The organism is Mesorhizobium sp. M1A.T.Ca.IN.004.03.1.1 (assembly GCF_003997555.1).
In the GTDB taxonomy this organism is placed as follows: domain Bacteria; phylum Pseudomonadota; class Alphaproteobacteria; order Rhizobiales; family Rhizobiaceae; genus Mesorhizobium.
The window spans coordinates 863972-889125 of the sequence record NZ_RZTV01000002.1; the positions used below are offsets into that span (position 1 = coordinate 863972).

28 protein-coding genes are annotated in these 25154 nt (G+C 61.5%); 22 read left to right on the plus strand and 6 right to left on the minus strand.

Features of this window, described 5'->3' with window-relative positions; translation table 11 throughout:
- Positions 1-90 precede the first annotated feature (90 nt).
- From adh to EOD29_RS10000, 3 genes are all read left to right on the plus strand, one after another.
- On the plus strand, positions 91-1608 hold the full coding sequence (gene adh, locus EOD29_RS09990) for an aldehyde dehydrogenase (RefSeq protein WP_127246588.1): 1518 nt from the start codon (positions 91-93) through the stop codon (positions 1606-1608).
- Positions 1609-1675: 67 nt separating this feature from the next.
- Positions 1676-2014 carry a DUF779 domain-containing protein gene (locus tag EOD29_RS09995; protein WP_127239757.1) on the plus strand — a complete coding sequence of 113 codons (339 nt, stop codon included), beginning with the start codon at positions 1676-1678 and terminating at the stop codon, positions 2012-2014.
- A gap of 94 nt (positions 2015-2108) precedes the next feature.
- The gene (locus tag EOD29_RS10000; protein WP_127239756.1) at positions 2109-2324 is read left to right on the plus strand and encodes a DUF1858 domain-containing protein; all 216 of its coding nucleotides are present in this window, start codon (positions 2109-2111) and stop codon (positions 2322-2324) included.
- Positions 2325-2422: 98 nt separating this feature from the next.
- Here the strand turns inward: EOD29_RS10000 and EOD29_RS10005 are convergent, their stop codons facing one another.
- A complete protein-coding gene (locus EOD29_RS10005) occupies positions 2423-3127 on the minus strand; it encodes a Crp/Fnr family transcriptional regulator (RefSeq protein ID WP_127239755.1) in 705 nt (234 codons plus the stop codon).
- A gap of 206 nt (positions 3128-3333) precedes the next feature.
- On the opposite strand from EOD29_RS10005, the gene EOD29_RS10010 reads away from it, so the two are divergent.
- From EOD29_RS10010 to EOD29_RS10035, 6 genes are all read left to right on the plus strand, one after another.
- Entirely contained in the window at positions 3334-4533 is a 1200-nt protein-coding gene (locus EOD29_RS10010) for an NnrS family protein (protein ID WP_127246589.1), read from the plus strand.
- Positions 4534-4650: 117 nt separating this feature from the next.
- Complete coding sequence (locus tag EOD29_RS10015) at positions 4651-5097, plus strand: pseudoazurin (RefSeq protein WP_127246590.1); 447 nt, start codon at positions 4651-4653, stop codon at positions 5095-5097.
- Between the two features lie 268 nt (positions 5098-5365).
- On the plus strand, positions 5366-6475 hold the full coding sequence (gene nirK / locus EOD29_RS10020; RefSeq protein ID WP_127246591.1) for a copper-containing nitrite reductase: 1110 nt from the start codon (positions 5366-5368) through the stop codon (positions 6473-6475).
- A gap of 64 nt (positions 6476-6539) precedes the next feature.
- Positions 6540-7406: an SUMF1/EgtB/PvdO family nonheme iron enzyme gene (locus tag EOD29_RS10025; RefSeq protein ID WP_127246592.1), complete on the plus strand. Its 867-nt coding sequence runs from the start codon at positions 6540-6542 to the stop codon at positions 7404-7406.
- 119 nt (positions 7407-7525) lie between these two features.
- Positions 7526-7873, plus strand: coding sequence for a group III truncated hemoglobin (locus EOD29_RS10030; RefSeq protein WP_347404257.1), 348 nt, complete (start codon positions 7526-7528; stop codon positions 7871-7873).
- Between the two features lie 106 nt (positions 7874-7979).
- Complete coding sequence (locus tag EOD29_RS10035) at positions 7980-8411, plus strand: potassium channel family protein (protein WP_127246594.1); 432 nt, start codon at positions 7980-7982, stop codon at positions 8409-8411.
- A 21-nt stretch (positions 8412-8432) separates the two neighbouring features.
- Here EOD29_RS10035 and hemN read toward each other — a convergent pair whose 3' ends face one another.
- On the minus strand, positions 8433-9806 hold the full coding sequence (gene hemN / locus EOD29_RS10040) for an oxygen-independent coproporphyrinogen III oxidase (RefSeq protein WP_206520459.1): 1374 nt from the start codon (positions 9804-9806) through the stop codon (positions 8433-8435).
- A 149-nt stretch (positions 9807-9955) separates the two neighbouring features.
- Here hemN and EOD29_RS10045 point away from each other — a divergent pair, with 149 nt between their 5' ends.
- On the plus strand, positions 9956-10684 hold the full coding sequence (locus EOD29_RS10045; protein WP_127246595.1) for a Crp/Fnr family transcriptional regulator: 729 nt from the start codon (positions 9956-9958) through the stop codon (positions 10682-10684).
- Between the two features lie 78 nt (positions 10685-10762).
- On the opposite strand, the gene EOD29_RS10050 is transcribed toward EOD29_RS10045, so the two are convergent.
- Positions 10763-11098, minus strand: a complete 336-nt coding sequence (locus tag EOD29_RS10050) for a hemerythrin domain-containing protein (RefSeq protein WP_348630420.1) — start codon at positions 11096-11098, stop codon at positions 10763-10765.
- Between the two features lie 237 nt (positions 11099-11335).
- Between EOD29_RS10050 and ccoN the strand changes: the two genes are divergently transcribed.
- The 9 genes from ccoN (at position 11336) to EOD29_RS10095 (ending at position 20176) form a co-directional block, all read left to right on the plus strand.
- Positions 11336-12946 carry a cytochrome-c oxidase, cbb3-type subunit I gene (ccoN, locus tag EOD29_RS10055; protein WP_127246596.1) on the plus strand — a complete coding sequence of 537 codons (1611 nt, stop codon included), beginning with the start codon at positions 11336-11338 and terminating at the stop codon, positions 12944-12946.
- Between the two features lie 10 nt (positions 12947-12956).
- Complete coding sequence (ccoO, locus tag EOD29_RS10060; RefSeq protein WP_127239747.1) at positions 12957-13688, plus strand: cytochrome-c oxidase, cbb3-type subunit II; 732 nt, start codon at positions 12957-12959, stop codon at positions 13686-13688.
- Positions 13689-13700: 12 nt separating this feature from the next.
- A complete protein-coding gene (locus EOD29_RS10065) occupies positions 13701-13850 on the plus strand; it encodes a cbb3-type cytochrome c oxidase subunit 3 (RefSeq protein WP_127239746.1) in 150 nt (49 codons plus the stop codon).
- A 2-nt stretch (positions 13851-13852) separates the two neighbouring features.
- On the plus strand, positions 13853-14716 hold the full coding sequence (gene ccoP / locus EOD29_RS10070; protein WP_127246597.1) for a cytochrome-c oxidase, cbb3-type subunit III: 864 nt from the start codon (positions 13853-13855) through the stop codon (positions 14714-14716).
- 172 nt (positions 14717-14888) lie between these two features.
- The gene (ccoG, locus tag EOD29_RS10075; protein ID WP_164763721.1) at positions 14889-16448 is read left to right on the plus strand and encodes a cytochrome c oxidase accessory protein CcoG; all 1560 of its coding nucleotides are present in this window, start codon (positions 14889-14891) and stop codon (positions 16446-16448) included.
- The gene (locus EOD29_RS10080) at positions 16445-16960 is read left to right on the plus strand and encodes a FixH family protein (protein WP_127246598.1); all 516 of its coding nucleotides are present in this window, start codon (positions 16445-16447) and stop codon (positions 16958-16960) included. Before ccoG ends, EOD29_RS10080 begins: the two co-directional genes overlap by 4 nt.
- The gene (locus EOD29_RS10085; protein ID WP_127246599.1) at positions 16957-19245 is read left to right on the plus strand and encodes a cation-translocating P-type ATPase; all 2289 of its coding nucleotides are present in this window, start codon (positions 16957-16959) and stop codon (positions 19243-19245) included. Before EOD29_RS10080 ends, EOD29_RS10085 begins: the two co-directional genes overlap by 4 nt.
- Complete coding sequence (gene ccoS / locus EOD29_RS10090; protein WP_127239742.1) at positions 19245-19415, plus strand: cbb3-type cytochrome oxidase assembly protein CcoS; 171 nt, start codon at positions 19245-19247, stop codon at positions 19413-19415. The genes EOD29_RS10085 and ccoS overlap by 1 nt, the downstream gene beginning before the upstream one ends.
- Positions 19412-20176: a CBS domain-containing protein gene (locus tag EOD29_RS10095; RefSeq protein WP_348630419.1), complete on the plus strand. Its 765-nt coding sequence runs from the start codon at positions 19412-19414 to the stop codon at positions 20174-20176. Before ccoS ends, EOD29_RS10095 begins: the two co-directional genes overlap by 4 nt.
- Before the next feature lie 45 nt (positions 20177-20221).
- On the opposite strand, the gene EOD29_RS10100 is transcribed toward EOD29_RS10095, so the two are convergent.
- Both EOD29_RS10100 and EOD29_RS10105 read right to left on the minus strand, forming a co-directional pair.
- On the minus strand, positions 20222-20770 hold the full coding sequence (locus tag EOD29_RS10100) for a hypothetical protein (protein ID WP_127246600.1): 549 nt from the start codon (positions 20768-20770) through the stop codon (positions 20222-20224).
- 138 nt (positions 20771-20908) lie between these two features.
- The gene (locus EOD29_RS10105; protein WP_127246601.1) at positions 20909-21718 is read right to left on the minus strand and encodes a universal stress protein; all 810 of its coding nucleotides are present in this window, start codon (positions 21716-21718) and stop codon (positions 20909-20911) included.
- A gap of 239 nt (positions 21719-21957) precedes the next feature.
- On the opposite strand from EOD29_RS10105, the gene EOD29_RS10110 reads away from it, so the two are divergent.
- Positions 21958-23472, plus strand: a complete 1515-nt coding sequence (locus tag EOD29_RS10110) for a PAS domain S-box protein (RefSeq protein ID WP_127239760.1) — start codon at positions 21958-21960, stop codon at positions 23470-23472.
- Positions 23462-24073, plus strand: a complete 612-nt coding sequence (gene fixJ / locus EOD29_RS10115) for a response regulator FixJ (protein ID WP_127239739.1) — start codon at positions 23462-23464, stop codon at positions 24071-24073. Before EOD29_RS10110 ends, fixJ begins: the two co-directional genes overlap by 11 nt.
- 76 nt (positions 24074-24149) lie before the next feature.
- Here fixJ and EOD29_RS37080 read toward each other — a convergent pair whose 3' ends face one another.
- Positions 24150-24362, minus strand: a complete 213-nt coding sequence (locus tag EOD29_RS37080; protein ID WP_127239738.1) for a hypothetical protein — start codon at positions 24360-24362, stop codon at positions 24150-24152.
- A gap of 207 nt (positions 24363-24569) precedes the next feature.
- Between EOD29_RS37080 and EOD29_RS10125 the strand changes: the two genes are divergently transcribed.
- Positions 24570-25154, plus strand: a 585-nt coding sequence (locus EOD29_RS10125) for an aminotransferase class I/II-fold pyridoxal phosphate-dependent enzyme (protein WP_127246602.1), incomplete at its 3' end; no start/stop codon positions are given.

Sequence of the window (25154 nt, forward strand, 5' to 3'; positions counted from 1 at the left end):
CTGCATTCGACGCGGTGACAAAAGCGACGGAAATCGCAAACCTATCTTCCGAAGCGTCGCATCCCGCGACGCGCTTTGGGAGGAAGACACATGAACAAGGTTGAATTCTCACGCTCGATCAAGGCGCCCTTCGACAAACGTTACGGCAACTTCATCCGCGGCAAATGGACCGAGCCATGCTCCGGCCGCTACTTCGAGAACCGCTCGCCGGTGAACGGCCAGCTGCTATGCGAAGTGGCGCGTTCGGATGCCCACGACATCGAGGCAGCCCTGGACGCGGCACATGCTGCGAAGGACTCCTGGGCGCGCACCAGCGTGGCCGAGCGGTCGCTCATCCTCAACCGCATCGCCGACCGCATGGAAGAAAATCTCGATCTCCTTGCCCGCGCCGAAACCTGGGACAACGGCAAGCCGATCCGCGAAACGACCGCCGCCGATCTGCCTCTGGCCATCGACCATTTTCGCTATTTCGCTGGCGCGTTGCGTGGCCAGGAAGGCAGCCTTTCCCAGATCGACGACGATACAGTCGCCTATCATTTCCATGAGCCGCTCGGCGTTGTTGGCCAGATCATCCCGTGGAACTTCCCGCTCCTGATGGCGTGTTGGAAGCTTGCTCCCGCGCTTGCGGCCGGAAACTGCGTGGTGCTGAAGCCGGCCGAGCAGACGCCGGCTGCCATCTTGCTCTGGGCCGATCTTGTCGGCGATCTTTTGCCGCCAGGCGTGCTCAACATCGTCAACGGTTTTGGCCTCGAAGCCGGCAAGCCCCTCGCCTCCTCGCCGCGCATTGCCAAGATCGCCTTTACCGGCGAAACCACGACGGGCCGGCTGATCATGCAGTATGCCAGCCAGAATCTGATCCCTGTCACGCTGGAACTCGGCGGCAAGTCGCCCAACATCTTCTTCAAGGACGTCGTCGCCGAAGACGACGACTTCTTCGACAAGGCGATCGAGGGTTTCGTCATGTTCGCGCTGAATCAGGGCGAGGTCTGCACGTGCCCGAGCCGCGCGCTCATCCATGAATCGATCTACGACACCTTCATGGAACGTGCCCTCAAGCGCGTCGAGGCGATCGTGCAGGGAGACCCGCTCGATCCGGCAACGATGATCGGCGCGCAGGCATCGAGCGAGCAACTGGAGAAGATCCTGTCTTACTTCGACATCGGCCGGCAGGAAGGAGCGGAAGTGCTGACCGGCGGCGAGCAAAACCACCTTCCTGGTGATCTGGCGGGTGGCTACTACGTCAAGCCGACGGTGTTCAAGGGCAACAACAAGATGCGCATTTTCCAGGAAGAGATCTTCGGACCGGTGGTTTCGGTCACGACCTTCAAGGACGATGACGACGCGCTCGGCATTGCAAACGACACGCTCTACGGTCTCGGCGCCGGCATCTGGACACGCGATGGCAATCGTGCCTACCGCTTCGGCCGCGCGATCCAGGCCGGCCGCGTCTGGACCAACTGCTACCACGCCTATCCGGCACACGCCGCTTTCGGTGGCTACAAGCAGTCCGGCATCGGCCGTGAGACGCACAAGATGATGCTCGACCACTACCAGCAGACCAAGAACATGCTGGTCAGCTATAGCCCGAAGAAGCTCGGCTTCTTCTGATCGCCTATCTGGTTCATAGGCGCGGCTTTAGAGAGCCGCGCCTATGAGTGAAGGGTGGGGAAAGCCCATGCAAGCGAAGGTCACTGCAACGCCGGCTGCCCTCGAGCTTGTCGCCGAAATCGTTGCCGAGCATGGTCCGGTGCTGTTCCATCAATCCGGCGGCTGCTGCGACGGCTCGTCGCCCATGTGCTACCCGCGCGACGGGTTCATCGTCAGCGAGCAGGATGTGCTGCTCGGTTATATCGCCGAGATGCCGTTCTATATCGGGGCACCGCAATTCGAGGCCTGGAAGCATACCGATCTCATTATCGATGTGGTGCCTGGCCGCGGCGGCATGTTCTCGCTCGACAACGGACGCGAGAAGCGGTTCCTGACACGCTCCACGATCTGCACTGCTCGAATGTGAAGGGGACAACATCGAACTGCGCGCTCTTTGTCTCAGCGCAACGAGCATCCCGGGAATTGGATGCAACATGCCGCCTCCGAGGTGGAGAAGCGGCATGAAACGGAAACTGGACGACGATGCGACGATGGACGGGATCATGCGCGAGACGCCTGCGGCAATCCGCGTCGTTCTTCAACATGGCATGCTGTGCGTCGGCTGCCCAATTGCTTCTTTTCACACGGTTTCCGATGCGGCACGTGAACATGAGCTTGACGAGGACCAGCTCCGCCGCGATCTGGAGGTGGCCATCGACGCCCGGCGAGTGGACTGAGCATGTCGCACAAAAGTGTGCGGCCGTCTTGCGAGAACGACCTGCATAAAAACAGAACCTAAGCGCCTCGCTCAATCCGCTTCAGCGCGACGCGCGCATTAGCTCCTTGCCGCACGACCCTCGGCGATGACGAGGAGCCGATGCGGCTCGATCACGATGACCCTCTGACGGCCGCTCTTGACCAGGCCCTGATCTTCCCAGGCCGAGAGCAGCCGGCTTACCGTGTGAAGCGTGGTGCCAGTCATTTCCGCGATATCCTGGCGTGAAAGCGGGAAATCGATCATCAGCCCTTCATCGGTCTTTTTCCCCGACTGCTTGATCAGCTTGAGCAACGCATGCGCGACGCGCTGCTCCACCTGCTCGGTTGACATTTCGATGACGCGCGTGTGGGCATCCTGCAATCTTGTTCCCACCGTTTTGTAGGTACTGGCGCTGAAACTTGGAAAGCTCGTCGCGAATGTGGGCCAGAGCTGGCTTGGCCAGGCAAGCACAACACAATCGACGGCCGCGATGGCATTTGCCGGGTAGGTCGTCCGGCCCAACGCGCTGGCGATCCCCATCAATTCGCCCGGGCTGATATATCGCACGGTGACTTCATGCCCGTCCGGGGTCGATTTCACCACGCGCACATGACCGTCGAGCAGCAGGAAGAAGGAATGAGCCTCTTGCTCCTGCTCGAAAACCGGTTGGTCCCTGGCGATCCGCATGGATCTCGCCTGTCCGACAATGCGATCCAGGTCAGCGGCGGCGATCCCCTCGAACACAGACAGTCCGGCAATCAGCGATCGATCAAGGCTTGCCAACTGCCGTTCTCCCAGCTTTCAACAATGCAACGCGCTCAGGCTCCTGACCAGACTTTTGTCATGGACGACGGCCCATCGACAAGTGGAGCCTTCTGTCGCCGGAGACGGCAATTCGCTCTCTTGTTTGCGCTGCCGCAAATTCCATCCTTCAGGCCTCGATAGACAAGCCGGACAGGCTCGCCGCCTGATTTTCAAAGAGGCACATCATGGCAATTCAGCGTACGCGGCCAAGCACATATCCGGCAATCTTCTCCTACGGGTTTCGGCCCTTCTTCCTGCTGGGCTCGCTGGAAGCCGCTACCGCGATGCTTTTTTGGTTGCCCCTCTACTACGGCCAGCTCGAAACCTTCAGCGCGTTTGCGCCTGTTGATTGGCACATTCACGAATTGCTCTTCGGCTACTTGTCTGCCGTCGTGACGGGCTTCCTGCTGACTGCAATTCCGAACTGGACGGGACGACTTCCCGTTCAGGATCTTCGTCTGCTGGTGCTCGTGCTGCTCTGGATCGCGGGCAGGATCGCCGTGTCCTTTTCGGCGGAGCTCGGGTGGCTGCCGGGCGCCGTCATAGACTGCTCCTTTCTTTTGGCGGTGGTAGCCGCGGCCGCGACCGAAATCGTTGCCGGGCGAAATTGGCGGAATCTCAAGGTGCTCCTACCGGTCGCCATCCTTTTTGCCGCAAACGTCATGTTTCATGCCGAAGCGCACTATCAGGGCATCTCCGACATCAGCCGCCGCCTGGGTCTTGGAGCCGTTGCGCTCCTCATCATGATCATCGGCGGGCGCATAATCCCCAGTTTCACCCGCAATTGGCTGGTCCGCGAGAACCCCGGTCGGGTTCCCACACCATTCGGCGGATTCGATGTCGGAACGATCGCGCTGTCCGCTGTCGGGCTGGTCGCCTGGACATTTTTTCCCAATAGCATTGCAACCGGCTTTTTGCTGGTTGCCGGAGCGCTGGCAAATGCCGTTAGGATGGCCCGCTGGGCGGGTTACCGGACGCTGTCCGACCCTCTGCTTCTGATCCTGCACGTCGCGTTCGCCTTTGTGCCGATCGGGCTATTGCTTGCCGGACTGGCCGTTTTCGTTCCCGAGACGATACCTGAGATTGCCGGCATTCCTGCGTTGGCGGTTGGAGCGGTCGCCGGCATGACGCTTGCAGTCATGACCCGCGCCACCTTTGGCCACACTGGACGCGAATTGCGGGCAAGCCGGGGGACATGCGCGATTTTCATGGCCATCGTTCTTGCTGCCATCCTGCGCATCATCGCAGGTGTTGTGCCATCCTACGCAGTATTCCTTCATATCTCGGCAGCGCTCTGGGTGGCCGCTTTCGTCGGCTACACCGTCCAGTTTGGAGGCATGCTCGTGCGACCGCGCCTCAACGCGCGCCGGAAGAGTGCTTCTTGAATGGCGTGCGGCGATTTTTCGTCGAGCAATTTGAGCCAGCGCAAATCACCAGGACACCTGACGAACTAGAAGGATGCAGCGGTTGAAGCCGTGGTGAACGAAAGAAAGGACTCTCCAATGAAACTGCCCCTTATCGCTGCGGCGATCGCGTTGCTCTCCATCGCTGGCACCGCAAATGCCGAAGAACATGTCGTCCAGATGCTGAATAAGGGTGAGAAGGGCTCAATGGTCTTCCAGCCTGCTTTTGTCCGCGCCGCACCCGGCGACACGATCAAATTCGTTCCGACCGACAAATCCCACAATGCGGAAAGCATCAAGGACATGATTCCGGACGGCGCCCAGCCCTTTAAAGGCAAGCCGAATGACGAAGTAACCGTGACCCTCACCCAGGAAGGCGTCTACGGCGTGAAATGTGCCCCCCACTACGGTATGGGGATGGTAGCGCTGGTTGTAGTCGGCAAGCCGGTGAACCTTTCGGCGGCGGAGGCCGTCAAGCAGGTTGGCAAAGCCAAGACAGTTTTTGCTGAACTGTTCGCTGAAGCGAGCAAAGTCGCTTCCAACTGACTTGATTCTTCAGAGATTGCCTTCGGCAATGGCGGGCCGGAGGCATAGGCCGGGCAGATCCCGAGGAGAGATCTGTCCGGCCTTTTTTGTGCCGGCCGCGCTTTACGCCGGTCTGCCGAAACAATCCCGCTGTCCGTGAGAGTCTCGCATTAGGAAGTTTCTCAAAGCAGTTTCCACAAAACCATCAGATTTGCGCCAGCGCAAAGAAGTCCTCGTCCCAACTGCTATCTTGCTGGCATCGAAAGGTCGAAACGAAAGGGAGACTGAGATGCTTACGAGACGCGAAGCTTTGTTGGGTTCTGTTCTTGCTGCGACCGCCGTCGCAGCTGCCGGAGCAGTGCCGGCCATGGCAGCGGCCAAGGCACAGGATGTGGCCGGACTGCCTCGCGAAAAGGTGACGCTGGTCGCGCCGCCCTTGGTGCACGCTCACGATCAGGCTGCCAAGGGCGGCCCAAAGGTCGTCGAGTTCACCATGACCATCGAAGAGAAGCCGATGGTCATCGACGCCGACGGCACGCAGCTCAACGCCATGACCTATAACGGCTCCATTCCGGGGCCTCTCATGGTCGTGCACGAGGGCGATTACCTCGAGCTCACGCTGGTCAACCCCGATACCAACAGTCTCGCCCACAACATCGACTTCCATGCGGCAACCGGCGCGCTCGGCGGCGGCGAACTGACGCTGATCAACCCGGGCGAGCAGGTCACTTTACGCTTCAAGGCGACGCGGACGGGAACCTTCGTCTATCACTGCGCGCCCGGCGGAGCGATGATACCCTGGCACGTTGTGTCGGGAATGAGCGGAGCGGTAATGGTCCTGCCGCGCGACGGACTGATGGACGATAAGGGCAAGCCGGTCCGCTATGATCGCATCTACTATATCGGTGAAAACGATTTCTACATCCCACGCGACGAGCAGGGAAAGTTCAAGAAGTACGATTCGGCCGGTGATGGTTACGACGAGACGATGAAGGTCATGCGCGGCCTCATACCGACACATGTCGTGTTCAACGGCAAGGCGGGATCGCTGACAGGCGAAAACGCCATGAAGGCGAAGGTCGGCGAAACTGTTCTCATCGTCCACTCGCAAGCCAACCGCGACACACGTCCGCACCTGATCGGCGGTTATGGCGACTTTGTCTGGGAAGGCGGCAAGTTCGCCAACCCGCCTGCCAGGGACATGGAAACCTGGTTTATCCGCGGCGGGTCGGCGGGTGCCGCGCTCTACACCTTCCTGCAGCCGGGCGTCTACGCCTACGTCAATCACAACCTGATCGAGGCAGTCGAGCTCGGCGCGACCGCGCATTTCATGGTTGAAGGAAGCTGGGACGACGATCTGATGAAACAGGTCGAGGCTCCCAGGGCAATTGCCTCCTAAGAGCAGAGCGGAATCGCAGCGCAGCCCGCTTCTGGCGGATTGCGCTGCTCCCCGGGGGTGCAGCATGTCCTTCGATCCTCTCTTCACATTCGGTGTTATCGGGGCTGCCGCCTTCATCGGCCTGGGCGTCAGCCAAGCGCTCGATGGCATGTCCTCGCGCGCGGCGATTGCGGCTTCACCACGCGAGCTCGTGGCTCTGGCACCCGGTTCATTCAAACATCCGCAGCCAGGCGAATTCCTCAAGGACAACCATCCTGCCCCTGCGCCCGCCTTCACCGAAACTATCGAGGCGCCGGTGGAAATCATGAAGTTCCAGGTGAGCGCAACGGACTACGACCGTTGCGTTTCGGACGGCGCCTGCAGGCCTGCTGAGTCAAATCTTGCCGGCAACGTTCCAGCTACTGGGATCAGCTTTCTCGATGCGCTGGCCTATGCGAACTGGTTGTCGGCAAAGACGGGCGAAGTGTGGCGGCTGCCGACTGACGTGGAATGGGCCTACGCGGCGGCGGAGCGATTTCGGGCAGATATAGAAGGCGGTGAAGGCGACCCGGCCAATCCGGCAAGGCGATGGCTCACCCGCTATCGCAATGAGGCCGCGCTCGATCGCAAACCGGATCCCGAACCGCGACAAAGCGGATCCTTTGGCCTCAATTCAAAGGGCGTTGCCGATATTGCCGGCAATGTCTGGGAGTGGACATCGACCTGCTACACACACGCGCGTGTGTCCGGCGAGGTCGTAGCCAGTGTGGTCACCAATTGCGGTGTGCATGTTGTGGAAGGTTTCCACCGCACCTACATGTCGAACTTCATCCGCGATGGCAAAAGCGGCGGCTGCGCGGTCGGCACACCACCAGACAATCTGGGCTTCCGGCTTGTCCGCGACCGCGATGGCTTCCTAATGGCCGTGGTTCGTCGCCTTGGCCTGACCTGACTGCCTGCTGACGAGGAATATGAATGACATCGAAGTCAATTTTGACTGACAGGATTCGCCCTGTCACCGAACAGCCTCTGATGCGCCCCGGTGTGGATCGTGCTTCGATAGGAGCACTGGTGCGCAAATTCTATGCCAGAGTGAGAGAGGACGAGCAGCTCGGACCCATCTTCACCCGGGAGATCACTGGCGACTGGGGACCTCACCTCGAGAAGATGACCAATTTCTGGTGCTCCGTCATGTTGAAGAGCGGCGACTATCATGGACGTCCGGTGCCGGCTCACCTGAAACTGGAGGATGTCACCGAAGCCGACTTCGACACCTGGTTGGCTCTCTTCCGGGCGACGGCATCGGACCAGTTCGAGCCCGAAACCGCGGCGGTGTTCATCGAGCGGGCGGAGCGAATAGCAGCGAGCCTGAAGCTCGCCATGTTCTTTCGCCTGGATCGGGCGGCAGCGTGCAGGTAGGCCAATAGTCGGGCCGGCTGGTTGATTGTCCTGGAACCCTTGGCAGGCTGATCCCGACTTGATTTTACGCAAAGACTAGGCCCGTCGGGGGTCATAGATTCGTCGAATGATCCTCAATCTCTGCGTCGGCACGAGCGTCATCAGTCTGACGGTCCTGATTCACACCTTCGGCCTGATCGCGATCACTCACGTGATGGCGCACCTCGTGGCGCATTTTCGCATGCACGGCCGCCGCAGCCGCATCCTCGCAATGATCAGCGTCGTGATGGGGCTTTTCGCTGTCATGACAGCGGAAGTTTGGCTCTGGGCCGGAATGTACAGACTACTCGGCGTCCTCCCGGACTTCGAGACTGCGCTCTACTTCTCCACCATCACCTTTTCCACGGTCGGCTATGGCGACGTCATACCCGCCCGCGGTTGGCGTGTCCTGGCTGCTCTGGAAGGCGTGAACGGGTTTCTGCTGATCGGCTGGTCAACAGCCTATCTGATTGCGGCCGGAACCCGTATCGGTCCGTTCAAGGCGGGCGAGCACTTTTGAGTGCTAGGCCCAGCTTTGCGCTCAGACCCCCAACGAGTGCCTGCCGGTTCCGTTTCTGAAATACTTGTCGAATTTCGCCGCCACCGTCCTGACCAGCGGACGGCTTTCTTCGGGTACGATGAAGTATTCACCATCGAGCCGAAGAAGCTGGCCTGCTCCGCTGATGGCCAATCGGCTCGCCTCGCAGAGCAGCCTTTGGCCGATATTCCCGAAGCGTTCGACAAGTTCTATCGCTGAGAAAGTGAAGTTGCACATCAGGCGCTCGATGAGCCAGGCCCTCGCCTGATCATCCACACTAAGCTCAATGCCGCGCACCGTCGCCAGTTGTCCGGCATCGACAGCCTTTTCGTATTCACCAGTTGCAACAATGTTCTGGGCATAACCCTGGCGGAACCGGCTGATCGCGGAGGGCCCAAGACCGATCAGGGTTTCACATAGGTCCTCGGTGTAGCCCTGGAAATTGCGGCGGATCCTGCCGCCGCGCGCGGCAACTGCCAGCGCATCCTGCGGCTTTGCGAAATGATCCAGTCCCAGCGCCTCGTAGCCGGCATCGACAATCATTCGCGCGGCAAGCTGCGACTGCGCCAGACGTGCGGCTGAATCGGGCAGCCAGGCCTCATCGATCATCGTCTGGTGCTTCTTGAACCATGGCACATGCGCGTAGCCGAATAGGGCAAGCCGGTCCGGCGCCAGCGTCAGCGCCTGGGTGACTGTCGCGGCGACGCTCTCGCAGGTCTGATGCGGCAAACCGTAGAGCAGGTCCAGGTTGACGGATCTCACGCCCCGCGCGCGCACAGCATCAACAATGCTTTTGGTTAGCGCGAAACTCTGCTCGCGATTGATCGCCTTCTGCACTTTGGGATCAAAGTCCTGGACGCCAAGGCTCGCCCGCGTCATGCCGATTGCGGCGAAAGCATCGAGCCGCCCCTCGTCGATGTCGTTCGGGTCGATCTCGACGCTGAGACTGGCGTCATCGAGAAAGTCGAACCGATCCCGCAACGCTGTTCCGAGCATCAGGATGTCGTCCGGTTTCAGCATCGTCGGGGAGCCGCCGCCGAAATGAACGGCGCGCACCCTGCCCCGGCCACTGACAAGGCCACCGACGGTTTCGATTTCCCTGTGCAGCGAGCGCAGGAAGGTGGCCACCGGCGCATAGTGCCGTGTCTGCTTGGTATGGCAGGCGCAGAACCAGCACAGCCTGTCGCAGTAGGGGATGTGCAGATACAGCGATATCTCGTCATCGCCTTCCAGCCCATCCAGCCAGCCCCGAACGACGACTGGGTCGACGCCAGGGTGAAAGTGTGGCGCCGTTGGATAGCTCGTATACCGCGGCACGTTCTCGGCCGAGCTGTTGGCCAAGGCCATGCGGATACCGTTCGCCGTTTTCTGTTGCATGCCGCAACCTAGCCGCGCTCGTCTGTTGAAGCCTTGATTCCAATCAATGCGGACCAAAGGACAAAAGGACGCAACAATCCCACAATGCAAAGGTGATACCCTGCCAACCTTGTTGGGCTGGGCCCCACTTTGTTTTGGCTTCAGATGCGATGAACGTTCGACAGGACATCCATAGTGCCGGTATCCCTGTGCTTTGCCAGTCCTGTGAAGCGCGGCACCGTGGTTTATGTGGTGCGCTCGAACCCGATCAGCTGGTTGAGCTATCCAAGACAGCCTCAAGGCACGGCGTGTCACCGGGTGCTGAGCTGATGGGCGATGCCGAAGTCGTAGAACGCTATTCGAACGTCCTCTCCGGGGTTGTCAAACTGACAAAGAGCCTTTCGGACGGGCGCCAGCAGATCGTCGGCCTGCAGTTCGCTCCGGATTTCCTGGGGCGACCGTTCAAGTCCGAAAGTGCAATCAATGCCGAAGCGGCTACGGAAGTATTACTATGCTCGTTTCCAAGGACGGTGATCGAACGGATGATGAGGGTTTCTCCGGGATTCGAACACCGCCTGCTCAAGCAGGCTCTGAACGACCTCGATGAAGCGCGAGACTGGATGGTAGCGCTGGGGCGCAAGACAGCGTCCGAAAGGGTCGCCAGCTTCCTTCTTATGATTGCCAGGAATATAGAGCCGGCGTCCGATCCGGCAGCCAGGTCGGCCAGCTTCGACTTGCCGCTGACGCGTGCCGACATCGCTGATTTTCTCGGACTCACCATCGAGACGGTCAGCCGCCAGCTCACGCGACTGCGCACCGACGATGTGATCCGGATCGAGAGCAACCGCCATGTCACGGTGGACAGCCTCAGCCGCCTGCAACAACGCTGCGGTGACTGATCGCGCCAGCGCGGTTGGCGGAGCGCTACAAGAGTCGCTTAGTCCGATCCTTCGGAAGAATGTGCTCGCGCTCGAACGCTATATGGCGCCGCATGCTTTCGAAGAAGCCGCGCAGCATGAAGCCGACCGCTTTCGCATTCTCGATCCTCGGTCAACTCGTCCGCGTAGCATTCGTCCTCGAGGTGCTCCGCCCGACCGTCTGATGGAGGCAAGATTGGACTCAGCCAGGGTGAGAGCCGCCTCATAGGCCGGGAAGACGACCGTTTCCTCATAGCGGTGAATGGCGCGTAGCAGCGGAACGATGCTGTTGGCCACGCCAAGGCATTGCAGGCGATCGACATGCGGCAGGGCGTCGGCCAATTGCTCGAGCGTATCGCAGAGCCGCAGCTTTTCCCGATGTGCCCGTCTCATCATGGCGCCCGGCACTGCTTCATCGCCGAACCCAGCGGCTTGGGACAGATGGCCGCAGTCTTGCCAAGGCGCCGTGCCGGCGTGCCTTTCCTTCCCAACGACCGCCTGCTGACCGAACTGGCATCGAGGCTGCCCAAACCGAAACGACAGGGCTTTGACCTAGATCAAGGCCGACAGTCCCCGATTGAGGAACTCATGCGGCCGTCGGCATCCGCCGGAATTCGAGATCGGGGACTTGCGATGAGATTTGGCACGGAGATCGTTCTTCTAAGCCTCTTTGCTTTTGCGGCGCTTGTGGCCGCCGGCTTCGGCGTGGACGAACCCTTTCGCCAGCATATGTGGGTCTTGTTCTTCGTCTTGGCTGGCTTCACCGCGATCCTGTTGCGCACGACGGACTTCAAGCCGGCGATCCCCGTTGACCCCGGCGCGTACATGGACGGGCCGATCCGCTACGGCGCCATCGCAACCATATTCTGGGGTGGTGTCGGGATGCTGGTCGGCGTGATTATCGCGCTGCAGCTCGCTTATCCCGACCTGAATGTCGCGCCACGGTTCAATTTCGGCCGTCTGCGCCCGCTGCACACCTCTGGTGTCGTCTTTGCCTTCGGCGGCAACGCGCTTCTGTGCACCTCCCTCTACGTGGTGCAACGGACCTGCCGCGCCCGCCTGTTCGGCGGCAATCTCGCCTGGTTCGTCTTCTGGGGTTACCAGCTCTTCATCGTCATGGCCGCGACCGGCTATCTGCTCGGCATCACCGAGAGCCGCGAATACGCCGAACCCGAATGGTATGTCGACATCTGGCTGACGATCGTCTGGGTCGCCTATCTGTTGCTCTTCCTCGGCACCGTCCTGAAGCGCAAGGAACCGCACATCTACGTCGCGAACTGGTTCTACCTGTCCTTCATCATCACCATCGCGATGCTGCACGTCGTCAACAATCTTTCGATGCCGGCCTCCTTCCTTGGATCGAAGAGCTATTCGGCTTTCTCCGGCGTCCAGGACGCGCTCACGCAATGGTGGTACGGCCACAACGCCGTCGGCTTCTTCCTCACCGCCGGCTTCCTCGGCATGATGTACTATTTCGTGCCGAAGCAGGTGAACCGGCCGGTCTACTCCTATCGCCTCTCGATCATCCACTTTTGGGCCCTGATCTTCCTCTACATCTGGGCGGGCCCCCATCACCTTCACTACACCGCCCTGCCCGACTGGGCTCAGACGCTCGGCATGGTGTTCTCGATCATGCTGTGGATGCCGTCCTGGGGCGGCATGATCAACGGCCTCATGACCCTGTCAGGCGCCTGGGACAAGATCCGCACCGATCCGATCGTGCGCATGATGGTCGCGGCCATCGCCTTCTATGGCATGTCGACCTTCGAAGGCCCAATGATGTCGATCAAGGCCGTCAACTCGCTGTCCCATTATACGGACTGGACAATCGGCCACGTCCATTCGGGCGCGCTTGGCTGGGTCGGGCTGATCTCGTTCGGCGCCATCTACTACATGGTGCCGAAGCTGTGGAACCGTCAGCGGCTCTATTCGCAGCGGCTCGTCACCTGGCACCTCTGGCTGGCGACGCTCGGAATCGTCGTCTACGCCGCGGTCATGTGGGTCTCCGGCATCATGCAGGGCCTGATGTGGCGCGAGTACGACGAGCAGGGTTTCCTCGTCTATTCCTTCGCTGAGACGGTCGCTGCCATGCACCCTTACTACGTCATGCGCGCCGCGGGCGGCGCTCTCTACCTCGCCGGCATGCTGATAATGGCATGGAACATCACCATGACCATTCTCGGCTACCAGCCCGAGGAGCAATCCCAGCCGGGCCCCACGCCCGCCCTCCAGCCTGCCGAATAGGGAGCCAGACATGGGCTTGATGGACAAACACGCGCTCATCGAGAGGAACGCCACGCTTCTTCTTGTCGGGTCTCTGCTGGTCGTGACCATTGGCGGCATCGTCGAGATCGCGCCGCTCTTCTACCTCGATAACACGATCGAGAAGGTCGAAGGCATGCGGCCTTACTCGCCGCTAGAGCTTGCGGGACGCGACATCTATGTCCGCGAAGGCTGCTACCTCTGCCACAGCCAGATGATCCGGCCGTTCAGGGACGAGGTCGAGCGCTACGGCCACTACAGCCTAGCCGCTGAGTCGATGTACGACCACCCGTTCCAATGGGGTTCCAAGCGCACCGGACCGGACCTTGCCCGCGTCGGCGACCGCTACTCCAACAGCTGGCACGTCCAGCACCTTGCCGACCCCCGCTCGGTGGTGCCGGAATCGATCATGCCCGGCTACGCCTTCCTGAAGGACACGCCGATCGACGTGAAGGACTTCTCCACGCATCTGGTCGCGAACCGGCGCGTCGGCGTTCCCTATACCGACGACATGATTGCCAACTCCAATGCGGACCTGATGGCGCAGGCCGATCCCAGCGCCGATACGTCGGGCCTGGAAGCGCGCTATCCCAAGGCCAAGATCGGCGACTTCGACGGCAATCCGCAGCAGGTTACTGAGATGGATGCGCTCGTCGCATATCTGCAAATGCTCGGCACGCTGGTCGACTTCAAGACCTATGACGAAGCCGCCGGCTATCGCTGAGGAGAGTGACCGATGGACTACAATTTGATGCGGGAGTTTGCCGACAGCTGGGGCCTGCTCGCCATGGCGCTGTTCTTCGTCGGCTGCGTTGCCTTCGCGCTCCGCCCCGGCGGCAAGGCCCACGCCGACCAGGCCGCACAGATTCCACTCAAGGACGGCTGATCATGAGCAGCGAGCATATCGACGAAATCTCGGGCATCGCGACGACCGGTCACGAATGGGACGGGATCAGGGAACTCAACAATCCGCTGCCGCGCTGGTGGGTGATCACCTTCTACATCACCATCGCGTGGGCGCTCGCCTACACGATCGCCTATCCGGCGTGGCCGATGATCAGCTCTGCCACCCAAGGCGTTCTGGGCTTCTCCAGCCGCAACGACGTCAAGAACGAGATGGCCGCCGCCGAGACGGCCAAGGCTCAGTATGTCGCGGCGATCCAGGCCAAGAGCGTCTCCGAGATCGCCGCCGATAACGCGTTGCGCGAGTTCGCCGTCGCCGCGGGCGGCGCTGCGTTCAGGGTCAACTGCGTGCAATGCCACGGCTCCGGCGCGCAAGGGTCGACAGGGTTTCCGAACCTCAACGACGACGATTGGCTATGGGGTGGAAAGACCGACCAGATCCAGCAGACGATCACGCACGGCATTCGCTTCGCCACCGATGCCGATACTCGCCAGTCGGAGATGACCGCCTTCGCCGATGTGCTGAAGCCTGACCAGATCGCTGAGGTCAGCGCCTATGTCGCCAGCCTCTCGGGCCCTGTCCAGGACAAGAACCTGGTCGGCCCCGGCGCCAAGGTCTTCGGCGACAATTGCGCCGCGTGCCATGGCGAGAATGCAAAGGGCAACCGGGAGCTTGGAGCGCCCGACCTTACCGACGCCATCTGGCTTTATGGGTCCAGCGAGGCGGCGATCGCGGCGCAGGTCCGCACGCCGCATAACGGGGTGATGCCTGCCTGGGGCGGGCGCCTCGGCGAGACGACGGTCAAGGAACTGGCGGTCTATGTTCATTCACTTGGCGGCGGAGAATAGGAAGCGGGGCCTATTCTCGGCCCTCGGCCGTGCAAGCGACGAGGCCCGGCCGAGCCGGGCCTCGACCTGTTCCATCGGCGGTTTTTGACCTGGGTCAACGCGCTGCGATGAGACCTCCGGCAAGACTGCCCGATGAGAGCGGCTCCGTACTTTGCCGCCGTTGGAGATGCATGTGCTCGACCAGACGCAGGTAGAACGGCTCGAGGCCGAAGCGGTGAATTCCGCGAAGACCCGCCAGCCTCTCTACGCCGCGCGCAAGAAGATCTTTCCGAAGCGCGCCTCGGGCCGTTTCCGCCAGTTCAAGTGGCTGGTGATGGCGATCACGCTCGGCATCTATTACCTGACGCCGTGGCTGCGCTGGGATCGCGGCTCCTTCGCTCCTGATCAGGCTGTGCTTGTCGATCTGGCGAACCGCCGCTTCTACTTCTTCTTCATCGAGATCTGGCCGCAGGAATTCTACTACGTCGCCGGCCTCCTCATGATGGCGGGCGTCGGCCTGTTCCTGGTCACGTCCACGGTCGGGCGAGCCTGGTGCGGCTACGCCTGCCCGCAGACCGTTTGGGTTGACCTGTTCCTCGTCGTCGAGCGCGCGATCGAAGGCGACCGCAATGCCCGCATGAAATTGGACGCCGCTCCCTGGACGGCGCGCAAGCTGTTCCTGCGTTCCATCAAGTACGTCATCTGGCTGGCCATAGGCATGGCCACCGGCGGCGCTTGGATCTTCTACTTCGCCGATGCGCCGACATTGCTCATCGAAGTCGTGACCGGCACGGCGGCGCCCGTCGCCTATGTCACGATCGCCGTTCTGACAGGCACCACCTATGTGTTCGGCGGGCTGATGCGCGAGCAGGTTTGCACCTACATGTGCCCGTGGCCGCGCATACAGGCCGCCATGCTCGACGAGAACTCGTTGACCGTGACCTATAACGACTGGCGCGGCGAACCGCGCTCGCGTCACGCCAAGAAGGCACTGGCCGCCGGACAGCTGGTCGGCGATTGCGTCGACTGCAACGCCTGCGTCGCCGTCTGCCCGATGGGCATCGATATCCGCGACGGCCAGCAACTGGAATGCATCACCTGCGCGCTCTGCATCGACGCTTGCGACGGTGTCATGGACAAGCTCGGCCGCGAACGCGGCTTGATCTCCTACGCGACGCTGGCGGACTACAACGCCGACATGGCGGTGGCGACCGCCGGCGGCACCAGTCCGGTCAATCCGGCGCTGGTGAGAACGCCGAGCGGCAGCTTCGCCGACGGATTGGCGCATTTCCAGCTGAGCAAGATCTTCCGCCTGCGCACCTACATCTATCTGGGCGCCTGGTCGGCGATCGGGCTTGTCCTCGTCTATTCGCTGCTGACCCGCGAGCGGCTGGAGCTGAATGTCCTTCATGACCGCAATCCTCAGTTCGTGACGCTTTCGGACGGCTCGATCCGCAACGGCTACACCGTCAAGCTGCTCAACATGATCCCCGAGCCGAGAACGATCGAGGTTACGTTGCAAGGGCTGGACGGCGGCGAGATGAGCATCGTCGGCATCGACCAGCCCTCGAGCCGCACATTTGCCGTCGCGGTCGAGCCCGACAGGTTGAATGTCCTCAAGGTCTTCGTCCGCCAACCAACCGAGCTGATCAAAGCGCCCGTGCAGAGCTTCGAATTCCGGATCGCGGACAAGGCGAGTTCCGAATCCGCCCAGTACACCGCCAGTTTCAACGCACCCGAGAACCGCAAATGAGCACCGATACACGAAAGCCGCGCGAGTTCACCGGCAGGCACATGCTGGCCTCCATCCTCACCTTTTTTGCGGTCGTCATCGGCGTGAACCTCACCATGGCAACTCTCGCCCGCCGGAGTTGGACCGGTCTGGTCGTCGAGAACACCTATGTTGCCAGCCAGCAGTTCAACAAGCGGGCCAGGGAAGGACGCGCGCAAGCCGCGCTCGGCTGGAAAGGCAAGTTGACCATCGCCCCCGGCGAGGTCCGCTACAGCCTTGCCGATACACGGGGAAATCCGGTGCCGCTCCACGGCGTCAAGGTCTTGTTCCGGCATCCGGCTTACGAGACCGAGGACGAGGCTTTGACGCTCGCCGCGGCCACGGGCGGCATTCCTTCGAAAACGGGGGAATTTGCCGCCCGGCACACACCGAAGGACGGCGTCTGGATCGTCGAGATCGATGCCGACGCCGGGCTGACATTGCCGTTTCGCGATGTTCGTCGCCTCATAATCTCGAAGGGAGCCCTGCAATGAGCTGCTGCGCACCGGGTGCCGAAATGACGTTGGATATCGCCGATGCGGCGTCTGCTTCGCCCTCGAGTGACGAGATCAGGCTTGCCAGCCGCAACCTCGGCGGCGACATTCACCAGACCGAGCTATCGGTGCCGGCGGTCCATTGCGGGGCCTGCATCCAGACGATTGAAGCCGCCCTTGCAAAGATCGAGAACGTCGACTCCGCGCGCGTCAACCTGTCGACGAAACGCGTAACGGTTCGCTGGCATGGCGGCAGGGTCCCACCTTTCTTTGCCGTGCTTGGCCGGCTCGGCTATCAGGCACATCTTTTCGACCCCGAGACGCACGAGAAGGACAAGGCCCTCTCGGAACTGATCCGAGCAGTCGCGGTCGCCGGCTTCGCCGCGGGCAACATCATGCTTTTGTCCGTCTCGGTCTGGTCCGGCGCCGAGGGCCCGACGCGGGACCTGTTCCACTGGCTGTCGGCCCTGATCGCCATCCCTGCCCTGGTCTTCGCCGGCGCTATCTACTTCCGCTCTGCGGCGAACGCCTTGCGTCACGGCCGCATGAACATGGACGTGCCGATAGCGGTGGGCGTGTCGCTTGCCTATGCGATGAGCCTCTACGAAACCGTAACCCACGGTGAGCACGCCTATTTCGATGCCTCGACATCGCTGCTCTTCTTCCTGCTGATCGGCCGCACGCTGGATCACGTCATGCGGGAACGGGCGCGGACGGCCGTCAGCGGCCTGTCGCGCCTTGCGGCACGGGGATCGGTGGTCCTGCGCGACGACGGCACGCGCGACTACGTGCCGGTCGCCGAGCTGCAGCCGGGAATGCGCCTGCTTATCGCGGCTGGAGAGCGGATACCGGTGGACGGCGCCATAGTCAGCGGCAATTCCGACCTCGACTACGCGCTCGTGTCGGGTGAAAGCAGGCCGAAATCCGTCAGCGCCGGAACCCGTGTCCAGGCCGGAACACTCAACCTCACCGGCCCGCTGACGATGCAGGCGACCGCCGCCGCGAAGGATTCCTTCCTGGCGGAAATGGTCCGGTTGATGGAAGCCGCGGAAGGCGGGCGCTCGCAATACCGAAGGATTGCCGACCGGGTATCGGCGCTTTATGCGCCGGTGGTCCATATCGCGGCTTTCGCGACCTTCATTGGCTGGATGGTGGCATCCGGTGATTGGCACCGAGCCATGACCATCGCCATCGCCGTGCTCATCATCACCTGCCCCTGCGCCCTCGGTCTCGCGGTGCCGATCGTGCAGGTCGTGGCGGCCCGGCGCCTTTTCGAGGCCGGGATCATGGTCAAGGACGGCTCCGCCATGGAGCGCCTGGCCGCAGTCGATGCGGCTGTCTTTGACAAGACCGGAACACTCACCCTGGGTCAGCCGCGCCTCACCAATGCATCATCGATCGATCCGACCATGCTGGCGATGGCGGCCGGCATGGCCGCGCAGTCGCGTCATCCGTTCTCAAAGGCCCTGGCGATCCACGCCGGCTTTTGCGGCCAACCCGAGCTTGTCTCGGTGCGGGAAGAACCCGGCTTCGGCATCGAGGCCGAAGCCGGCGGCGACATCTGGCGCCTTGGCCGGCGCGGCTGGGCCGGATGGAAGGCCCGGACCGGAGGTGAAGGCAAGCTCGGCGGTTATGGCAGAACTGTCCTGTCAAGAAACGGCACGATCGTCGCGTGCTTTGCCTTCGAGGACGCGCCTCGGTCCGATGCCAATGCGGCTATCGAGAGCTTGAAGCGCGCCGGCGTGTCGGTCGAAATGCTCTCCGGCGATACGGAGAGAGCCTGCGGCGAGGTTGCCAGCTCACTGGGCATCGACAGCTTTGTGCCGGCGCTGCTTCCTTCGGGCAAGGTCCATTGGATCGAGACGCTGGCCCGCGCCGGCCACAAGGTTTTGATGGTCGGCGACGGACTCAACGACACGCCCGCGCTTGGGGCGGCGCATGTGTCCATGGCGCCTGCCACCGCGGCCGACGTCGGCCGCAAGGCGGCCGACTTCGTCTTCCTGCGCGAAAGCCTACTGGCGGTGCCGCTTGCCTTGGATCTGTCGCGCAAGGCAGGCCGGCTCATCCGCCAAAACATCGCAATCGCGATCGTCTACAATGCCTTTGCCGTGCCGATCGCCATCCTGGGATATGTGACGCCGCTGATCGCAGCCATCGCAATGTCAGCGTCCTCGCTGATCGTGATCGCGAACGCGATGCGGCTGAGAGGAGCCGCGACGACGGCCGCTCCCCAGCAACGTGAGCGTCGTCAGCACCGCACCGACATCGTGGAAGCGGCCCGTTGATGACTACGCTCGCCTATCTCATTCCTGTGGCCCTCTTCCTGGGCGCGCTCGGCCTGTCGGGCTTCCTGTGGGCGCTACGCAGCGGACAGTACGAGGACCTTGATGGGGCTGCCGAGCGGATCCTGATCGACCCGGACGACATCGAGAACGAAATCGCGCGCCGAAAATGAGGCAGATCAAGGCGCAGCCCGCCTGGAAGCCTCTAAACGTGCGAGAAACGATGGAGGCGTACATGCAGGCCAGTGCCATAATGACAACCCCGGTGATCACGATCGACGCGGCAACCCCCGTCGCCGGCGCAGTCGAACTGATGCTGTCTAAGAAGATCAGCTGTCTGCCGGTCGTCGGCGCTGACGGAACGCTGGCCGGCATGGTCAGCGAAGGCGACTTCCTGCGTCGAGCGGAGCTTGGCACCCAGCGCGCCCGCGCACGCTGGCTGCAGTTCCTCCTAGGCCCCGGCAAGATCGCAGACGAATATGTTCGCGCCAACGGACGGCGGGTCGACGAGGTGATGACAACGGATGTCGTCTCGGCGTCGCCTCGTGCCTCGCTCGCCGAAATCGTTGAACTGATGACCCGCCACAACATCAAGAACGTTCCGATCGTCGAAGCTGGCGAGATTCTCGGCATCATCACGCGCTCGGACCTCTTGCGCGCTTTGGCTCGTGTCCTGCCGAAATCGGGCGCGACGACCGCCGATGACGAGTTGATCCGCAGGAGCGTCGTCGCTGAATTGCAGAGCCAATCCTGGAGTGGTGGCGACTTGATCGGCGTGACGGTGGACAACGGGGCTGTCGAATTGAATGGCGCGATCTTAGACGAGCGCCAGCGCAAGGCGGCGGTCGTGGCGGCCGAAAACGTCGCCGGCGTGAAGGCGGTCAAGGACAGCCTGTTCTGTGCGGAACCGTTTTCGGTGGTGCTTATCTCCTAGAACGACGCCTGCCGGAGCCACACCGCGGTTCCGGTTCTGCCGGGGCTAGGTGGCCGCCAAGGGGATCAGTGGTCCGAGAAGCAAGACGGCGAATGCAATCAGCGCTGCGCCAGCAACCCAGTCAACCGTGGTTCGGCCCCCGCTGAACCTGCTGCCAAGCAGGATCCAAAAGGTTCCCGTGACAGCCGTGGTCGCCAGCAGCACGACCCAGTACACACCCAGCGCCTGGGGCTTGGCGTCCGTCGGCACCATTGCCAGGCAATAGATGAATCCCTTCGGATTGATGGCACTTGTCGCGAAAACTGTAATGGCGTCGGCCTTTTTGGATGTGTTGGCGCCAACGCCAGACATGAGACGCAGGCCAAGAACAACCAGCAATCCGGCTGCAACCAGCTCGATCCTCAGGACGGCGCCGGGCGACACCAAAGGACGAAGCGAAAACCAGCAGGCGGATGCGACCCCGTACCCGCATGCCTGGGCGATCAACAGGGCGATCGCTTTCTCTCGCTTGACCGCTCCCACCATCAAAAGTGCATTGGTCGGCCCCGGCGCGGCAAAAAGCAGAAATGCTTCAAGAAGATGGAGACTGTTCAAGCTGTTTCGTCCCGTGGATGTCGACCTATTGATCGCGGAGGTCTCGCTTACAGTTGACTCTCGTCAGACCATGATCGTCAATCCCAGTGCTCTGTGACGAGTTGGTTCCTGTTCAAGATTTTGCCCGTTGGCCATCCGTCAGTTCGACAGGAGGCGGCAGATGCCGCTCTCGTCGATCAGCGAGCGCGTGACACCGCCAAAAGCCCATTCCCTCAGTCGGCTGTGACCATAGGCCCCTGAAACGATCAGGTCGGCATGGATCGAGAGCGCAAAAGTCACGAGCTTGCCGCCGTCCGCGTCGCCTATGATCACCTCGCTTCGTGCGGTGATGCCGTGCTGCTCCAAGAAAACAACGATGTCGGCGAGGCTGTTTCGAACATCCTCTCCGAAGTCGGATTCCATGGTGGCGACGACCACCTCGTTTGCTTTAGCCAGGAGGGGCAAGGCATCAGACAGGGCCCTACGTGCTTCCCGGCTGTCCTTCCAGGCGACAAGGGCAGTCTTGCTCAAAAAATGCTCGGCATTGGCCGCAGTGACCAGTACAGGCCGGCCTGCGCCGAGCACAACGCTCGCGATATCAACCTCCCGGTAGACATTCTCCCCGCCATCCGCTGTTACGATGAGATCGGCTGAACGAGCTGCCAAGCCCAGAGCGCGCGTCGGGCCGCATACGTGTTGTCTCCATTCGCTGCTGACCGAGGGCGGGACAAGCTTCTCGAATAGCTCGCGCAATTCGGCGAGACGTTTCTCGATCTCGAGGCGCTGGATCTGCATCACCTTGCCTTCGTGGACCATGCCTTCCCCCGTTGCGACCAACGGCGGAACGTCGGCGGCAGCGAGGCCGATCAGGTGAGCATCGAAGCGCTGCGCGAGCTCTGTTGCCAGATTGAGGATCGCCGCCGGGTTTGCATCAACGGCTAGGTTGACGACCATCGTTTTGTAGGACATTCGGGCACCTCGCCTGGAAGCGGAATACATCGTCATTTGCATACTGCGAAGGAACCGCGCCTTGATACCGATCAAATGCTCAAAGCAGCCTGTTTGGCGAGCAGGCGGATGAGTGCTACATCATCCATCGTTGCTCTTCCCCGATCCGGAGTTCGCTTGTGAGCAAGAAGGGGCAAGCTTCGCCCGAAACTGTGGCAAAAGCGGCCCAGCTGGCAGGCAGTCGACTGCAACACGACAATATGCCGGAACATGAGCTTCTTGCGCTGATGTTCGATCAGGCTCCAGGTTTCATGACCTTGCTCAGCGAGCCTGGTCACGTTTTCCAGTTGACCAATGCGGCTTACCAGCGACTGATCGGTCAGCGGCAAGTTATCGGCAAGCCGGTGCGCGAGGCGTTGCCGGAGCTCGAGGGCCAGGGCTTCTTCGAATTGCTCGATCGTGTCAGCGAAACCGGCGAGCCTTATGTGGGCCGCAATGCCAAAATCGTCCTACGCAACGCCGAGACGGGTATGGCGGAAGAACGCATCCTGGACTTCGTCAATCAACCCATTAGAGCCAAGGATGGCCGCATCAGCGCTATCTTCGTACAGGGCACGGATGTCAGCGACCTGTCGTTTGCCAACGCTTCACTGCAATTACGCGAGGATCACCTGCGTTCGATCCTGGCGACGGTGCCCGATGCAATGGTCGTCATCGACGAAAGCGCCCTGATCCAATCTTTCAGTACGGCGGCCGAGACGTTGTTCGGCTACAAGGCCAGCGAAGTCATCGGTCAAAACGTCAAGTTGCTGATGCCCTCGCCCTACCGGGAGGAGCATGACGGGTATATGCAGCGTTACCTGATGACGGGAGAGCGCCGCATCATCGGGCTGGGCCGTACGGTGACCGGGATGCGCAAGGACGGATCGACCTTTCCCATGGAGCTCTCCGTGGGCGAAATGCACCCCGGAACGGGTCGCTTCTTCACCGGTTTCTGCCGCGACCTGACGGAACGCCACAGAGCCGAAGCGAGGATTCAGGAGCAGCAGCAGGAACTGCTTCATATGGCGCGGTTCACCGCACTCGGGGAAATGGCTTCGACACTGGCGCACGAGATAAACCAGCCGCTGACGGCGATCACGAACTATCTCAAAGGCAGCCGCCGCCTGCTCGAAAAGAGCAAAGACGACAATGCCGTCATGTTGGAGGAGGCTGTCGAAAAGGCCGCCGAGCAGGCCTTGCGCGCCGGGGATGTCATCCGTCGTCTCAGGGATTTTGTCGCTAGGGGCGAAAGCGAGCGTCAGGTCGAACGTCTGCCGGCGCTGATCGAGGATGCCTCGTCGCTGGCTTTGGTTGGTGCGAGAGAGGCGGACGTGCGAGTCACTTACGATCTCGATCCGGGGGCCGAGCTTGTTTTGACCGACCGTATCCAAATCCAGCAGGTGCTGCTGAATCTGATGAGAAATGCCGTGGAAGCCATGCAGGGGCAGCCGCGCCGCGAGCTGCGTATCGTCACCGTAGCGCGGCACGACGGCATGACGGAAGTTAGCGTTATCGACACTGGTCCGGGCTTGCCCCCTGAGGTCTCAGCTCAGCTCTTCCAGCCTTTCGTCACCACCAAGAAGCAGGGCATGGGCGTCGGCCTGTCCATTTGCCGGACTATCGTTGAGTCCCATGGTGGTCATATCTGGGCAGAGTCGGCAGCCGGCGGTGGGACCGCATTTCGGTTCACTTTGCGCGCCGTGGAAAGGGAAGAGGTCGCCAATGGCCAGTGATGTCGTGCATGTGGTCGATGATGACGTCGACGTCCGCAAGTCTCTGGGCTTCCTTCTTGCGACAGCCGACTTTGCGGTGCGCCTCTATGAATCGGCAACAGCATTCCTGGCAACAGAGCCGAAGGAGGTCGACGGCTGCATCGTCACCGACGTGCGCATGCCGGGCATCGACGGCATAGAATTCCTGCGGCAGTTGAAGGCTCGCGGCCATGCCGTGCCGGTCATCGTCATGACCGGGCACGCGGACGTGGCGCTGGCAGTACAAGCGATGAAGGAAGGAGCGGCCGATTTCATCGAGAAGCCATTCGACGACCAGGTGCTGATCGGCGCAATTCGCTCGGCGGTCGATAACCGTAACCGCGGGGTGGCGTCACACCCGCAAGCCGCCGACATTCGGAAAAATCTGTCCACGCTCTCGGATCGGGAACGTCAGGTGCTGGACGGTCTCGTTTCGGGTTTGCCGAATAAGACGATAGCCTACGATCTTGGGATCAGTCCGCGCACGGTCGAAATCCATCGCGCGAATCTCATGAGCAAGATGGGCGCCGGCAGTCTTTCGCATCTGGTGCGTATGGCTTTGATCGCCGATCCCAAGGGCTGAAAAGGCGTTGCGCGAGGGCAAGCACTTTGGTTGCGGAAAGCCGAACTGAAAACCGTTCCATACCTTCGGAATTGCTCTACGAGGGGTTCTGACAATCCTCTTGACCTCTTTCCAGATGCCAGGCGCGCCAATGTGTCGGCCGGATATCGACCCGGATGCCGGTAACGGCATGCCGCCATCCCTCGCGCCCTTTTTCGCACGGAAATACAAGCGCGTGTAGGCCCTCCTCGTCCAGAACGGCTAGTTCGAGGCTGCGGCCAAACGGAGCGCTTGCGATTGGATTCCACATCCGGTCAGCGTGGGCCGAAAGGTGGCCCGGCGCTTTGATTTGGATCAGTTTTGGCGCGGCCTACGCCTAGAATCTGCGCATCTCAGACGACCAGGCGCCCTGCAATTTGACACAGCTCAAAGCGGCGCCCTTTCCTCGTTCGTAGTTTGGGTCCAGCGGATCGAACCGTCGCACCCACGGCGCGCCTCCTGAACAGGAAACTTACACATGAACTACCAGCGGTTCTTCGAAGACGCGACCGACCAGCTCCACGCCGAGCGGCGCTACCGCGTTTTCGCCGACCTCGAGCGCATCGTGGGCAAGTTTCCACGCGCCATCTGGCGCTCCAACGGTCGCGCCCAGGAAATCACCGTCTGGTGCTCCAACGACTATCTCGGCATGGGCCAGAATCCGGACGTCATCGCCGCCTTCCAGAACGCGGCGGGCCGGATGGGCTCGGGCGCTGGCGGCACCCGCAACATTTCCGGCACGTCCAACCCGCTGGTCGAGCTGGAGCATGAGCTCGCCGACCTGCACGACAAAGAGGCGGCGCTGGTCTTCACCTCCGGTTTCGTTTCCAACGAAGCCTCGATCTCGACCATCGCCAGGCTCTTGCCCAACTGCCTGCTCATCTCGGACGAGTTGAACCATGCCTCGATGATCGAGGGCGTGCGCCGCTCCGGGGCCGAAAAGAAGATCTTTCGCCACAACGACGTTGCGCATCTGGAAAGCCTGCTGCAGGCGGCAGGACGCGAGCGCGCCAAGCTGATCGTCTTCGAAAGCGTCTATTCGATGGACGGCGACATCGCGCCG

Bases quoted from the DNA above. Each gene is read 5' to 3' on its own strand.
- adh (WP_127246588.1), top strand. From the start codon at position 91: ATGAACAAGGTTGAATTCTCACGCTCGATCAAGGCGCCCTTCGACAAA.
- EOD29_RS09995 (WP_127239757.1), top strand. From the start codon at position 1,676: ATGCAAGCGAAGGTCACTGCAACGCCGGCTGCCCTCGAGCTTGTCGCC.
- EOD29_RS10000 (WP_127239756.1), top strand. From the start codon at position 2,109: ATGAAACGGAAACTGGACGACGATGCGACGATGGACGGGATCATGCGC.
- EOD29_RS10010 (WP_127246589.1), top strand. From the start codon at position 3,334: ATGGCAATTCAGCGTACGCGGCCAAGCACATATCCGGCAATCTTCTCC.
- EOD29_RS10015 (WP_127246590.1), top strand. From the start codon at position 4,651: ATGAAACTGCCCCTTATCGCTGCGGCGATCGCGTTGCTCTCCATCGCT.
- nirK (WP_127246591.1), top strand. From the start codon at position 5,366: ATGCTTACGAGACGCGAAGCTTTGTTGGGTTCTGTTCTTGCTGCGACC.
- EOD29_RS10025 (WP_127246592.1), top strand. From the start codon at position 6,540: ATGTCCTTCGATCCTCTCTTCACATTCGGTGTTATCGGGGCTGCCGCC.
- EOD29_RS10035 (WP_127246594.1), top strand. From the start codon at position 7,980: ATGATCCTCAATCTCTGCGTCGGCACGAGCGTCATCAGTCTGACGGTC.
- hemN (WP_206520459.1), bottom strand. From the start codon at position 9,806: ATGCAACAGAAAACGGCGAACGGTATCCGCATGGCCTTGGCCAACAGC.
- EOD29_RS10045 (WP_127246595.1), top strand. From the start codon at position 9,956: ATGAACGTTCGACAGGACATCCATAGTGCCGGTATCCCTGTGCTTTGC.
- EOD29_RS10050 (WP_348630420.1), bottom strand. From the start codon at position 11,098: ATGATGAGACGGGCACATCGGGAAAAGCTGCGGCTCTGCGATACGCTC.
- ccoN (WP_127246596.1), top strand. From the start codon at position 11,336: ATGAGATTTGGCACGGAGATCGTTCTTCTAAGCCTCTTTGCTTTTGCG.
- ccoO (WP_127239747.1), top strand. From the start codon at position 12,957: ATGGGCTTGATGGACAAACACGCGCTCATCGAGAGGAACGCCACGCTT.
- EOD29_RS10065 (WP_127239746.1), top strand. From the start codon at position 13,701: ATGGACTACAATTTGATGCGGGAGTTTGCCGACAGCTGGGGCCTGCTC.
- ccoP (WP_127246597.1), top strand. From the start codon at position 13,853: ATGAGCAGCGAGCATATCGACGAAATCTCGGGCATCGCGACGACCGGT.
- EOD29_RS10080 (WP_127246598.1), top strand. From the start codon at position 16,445: ATGAGCACCGATACACGAAAGCCGCGCGAGTTCACCGGCAGGCACATG.
- EOD29_RS10085 (WP_127246599.1), top strand. From the start codon at position 16,957: ATGAGCTGCTGCGCACCGGGTGCCGAAATGACGTTGGATATCGCCGAT.
- ccoS (WP_127239742.1), top strand. From the start codon at position 19,245: ATGACTACGCTCGCCTATCTCATTCCTGTGGCCCTCTTCCTGGGCGCG.
- EOD29_RS10095 (WP_348630419.1), top strand. From the start codon at position 19,412: ATGAGGCAGATCAAGGCGCAGCCCGCCTGGAAGCCTCTAAACGTGCGA.
- EOD29_RS10105 (WP_127246601.1), bottom strand. From the start codon at position 21,718: ATGTCCTACAAAACGATGGTCGTCAACCTAGCCGTTGATGCAAACCCG.
- EOD29_RS10110 (WP_127239760.1), top strand. From the start codon at position 21,958: ATGCCGGAACATGAGCTTCTTGCGCTGATGTTCGATCAGGCTCCAGGT.
- fixJ (WP_127239739.1), top strand. From the start codon at position 23,462: ATGGCCAGTGATGTCGTGCATGTGGTCGATGATGACGTCGACGTCCGC.
- EOD29_RS37080 (WP_127239738.1), bottom strand. From the start codon at position 24,362: ATGTGGAATCCAATCGCAAGCGCTCCGTTTGGCCGCAGCCTCGAACTA.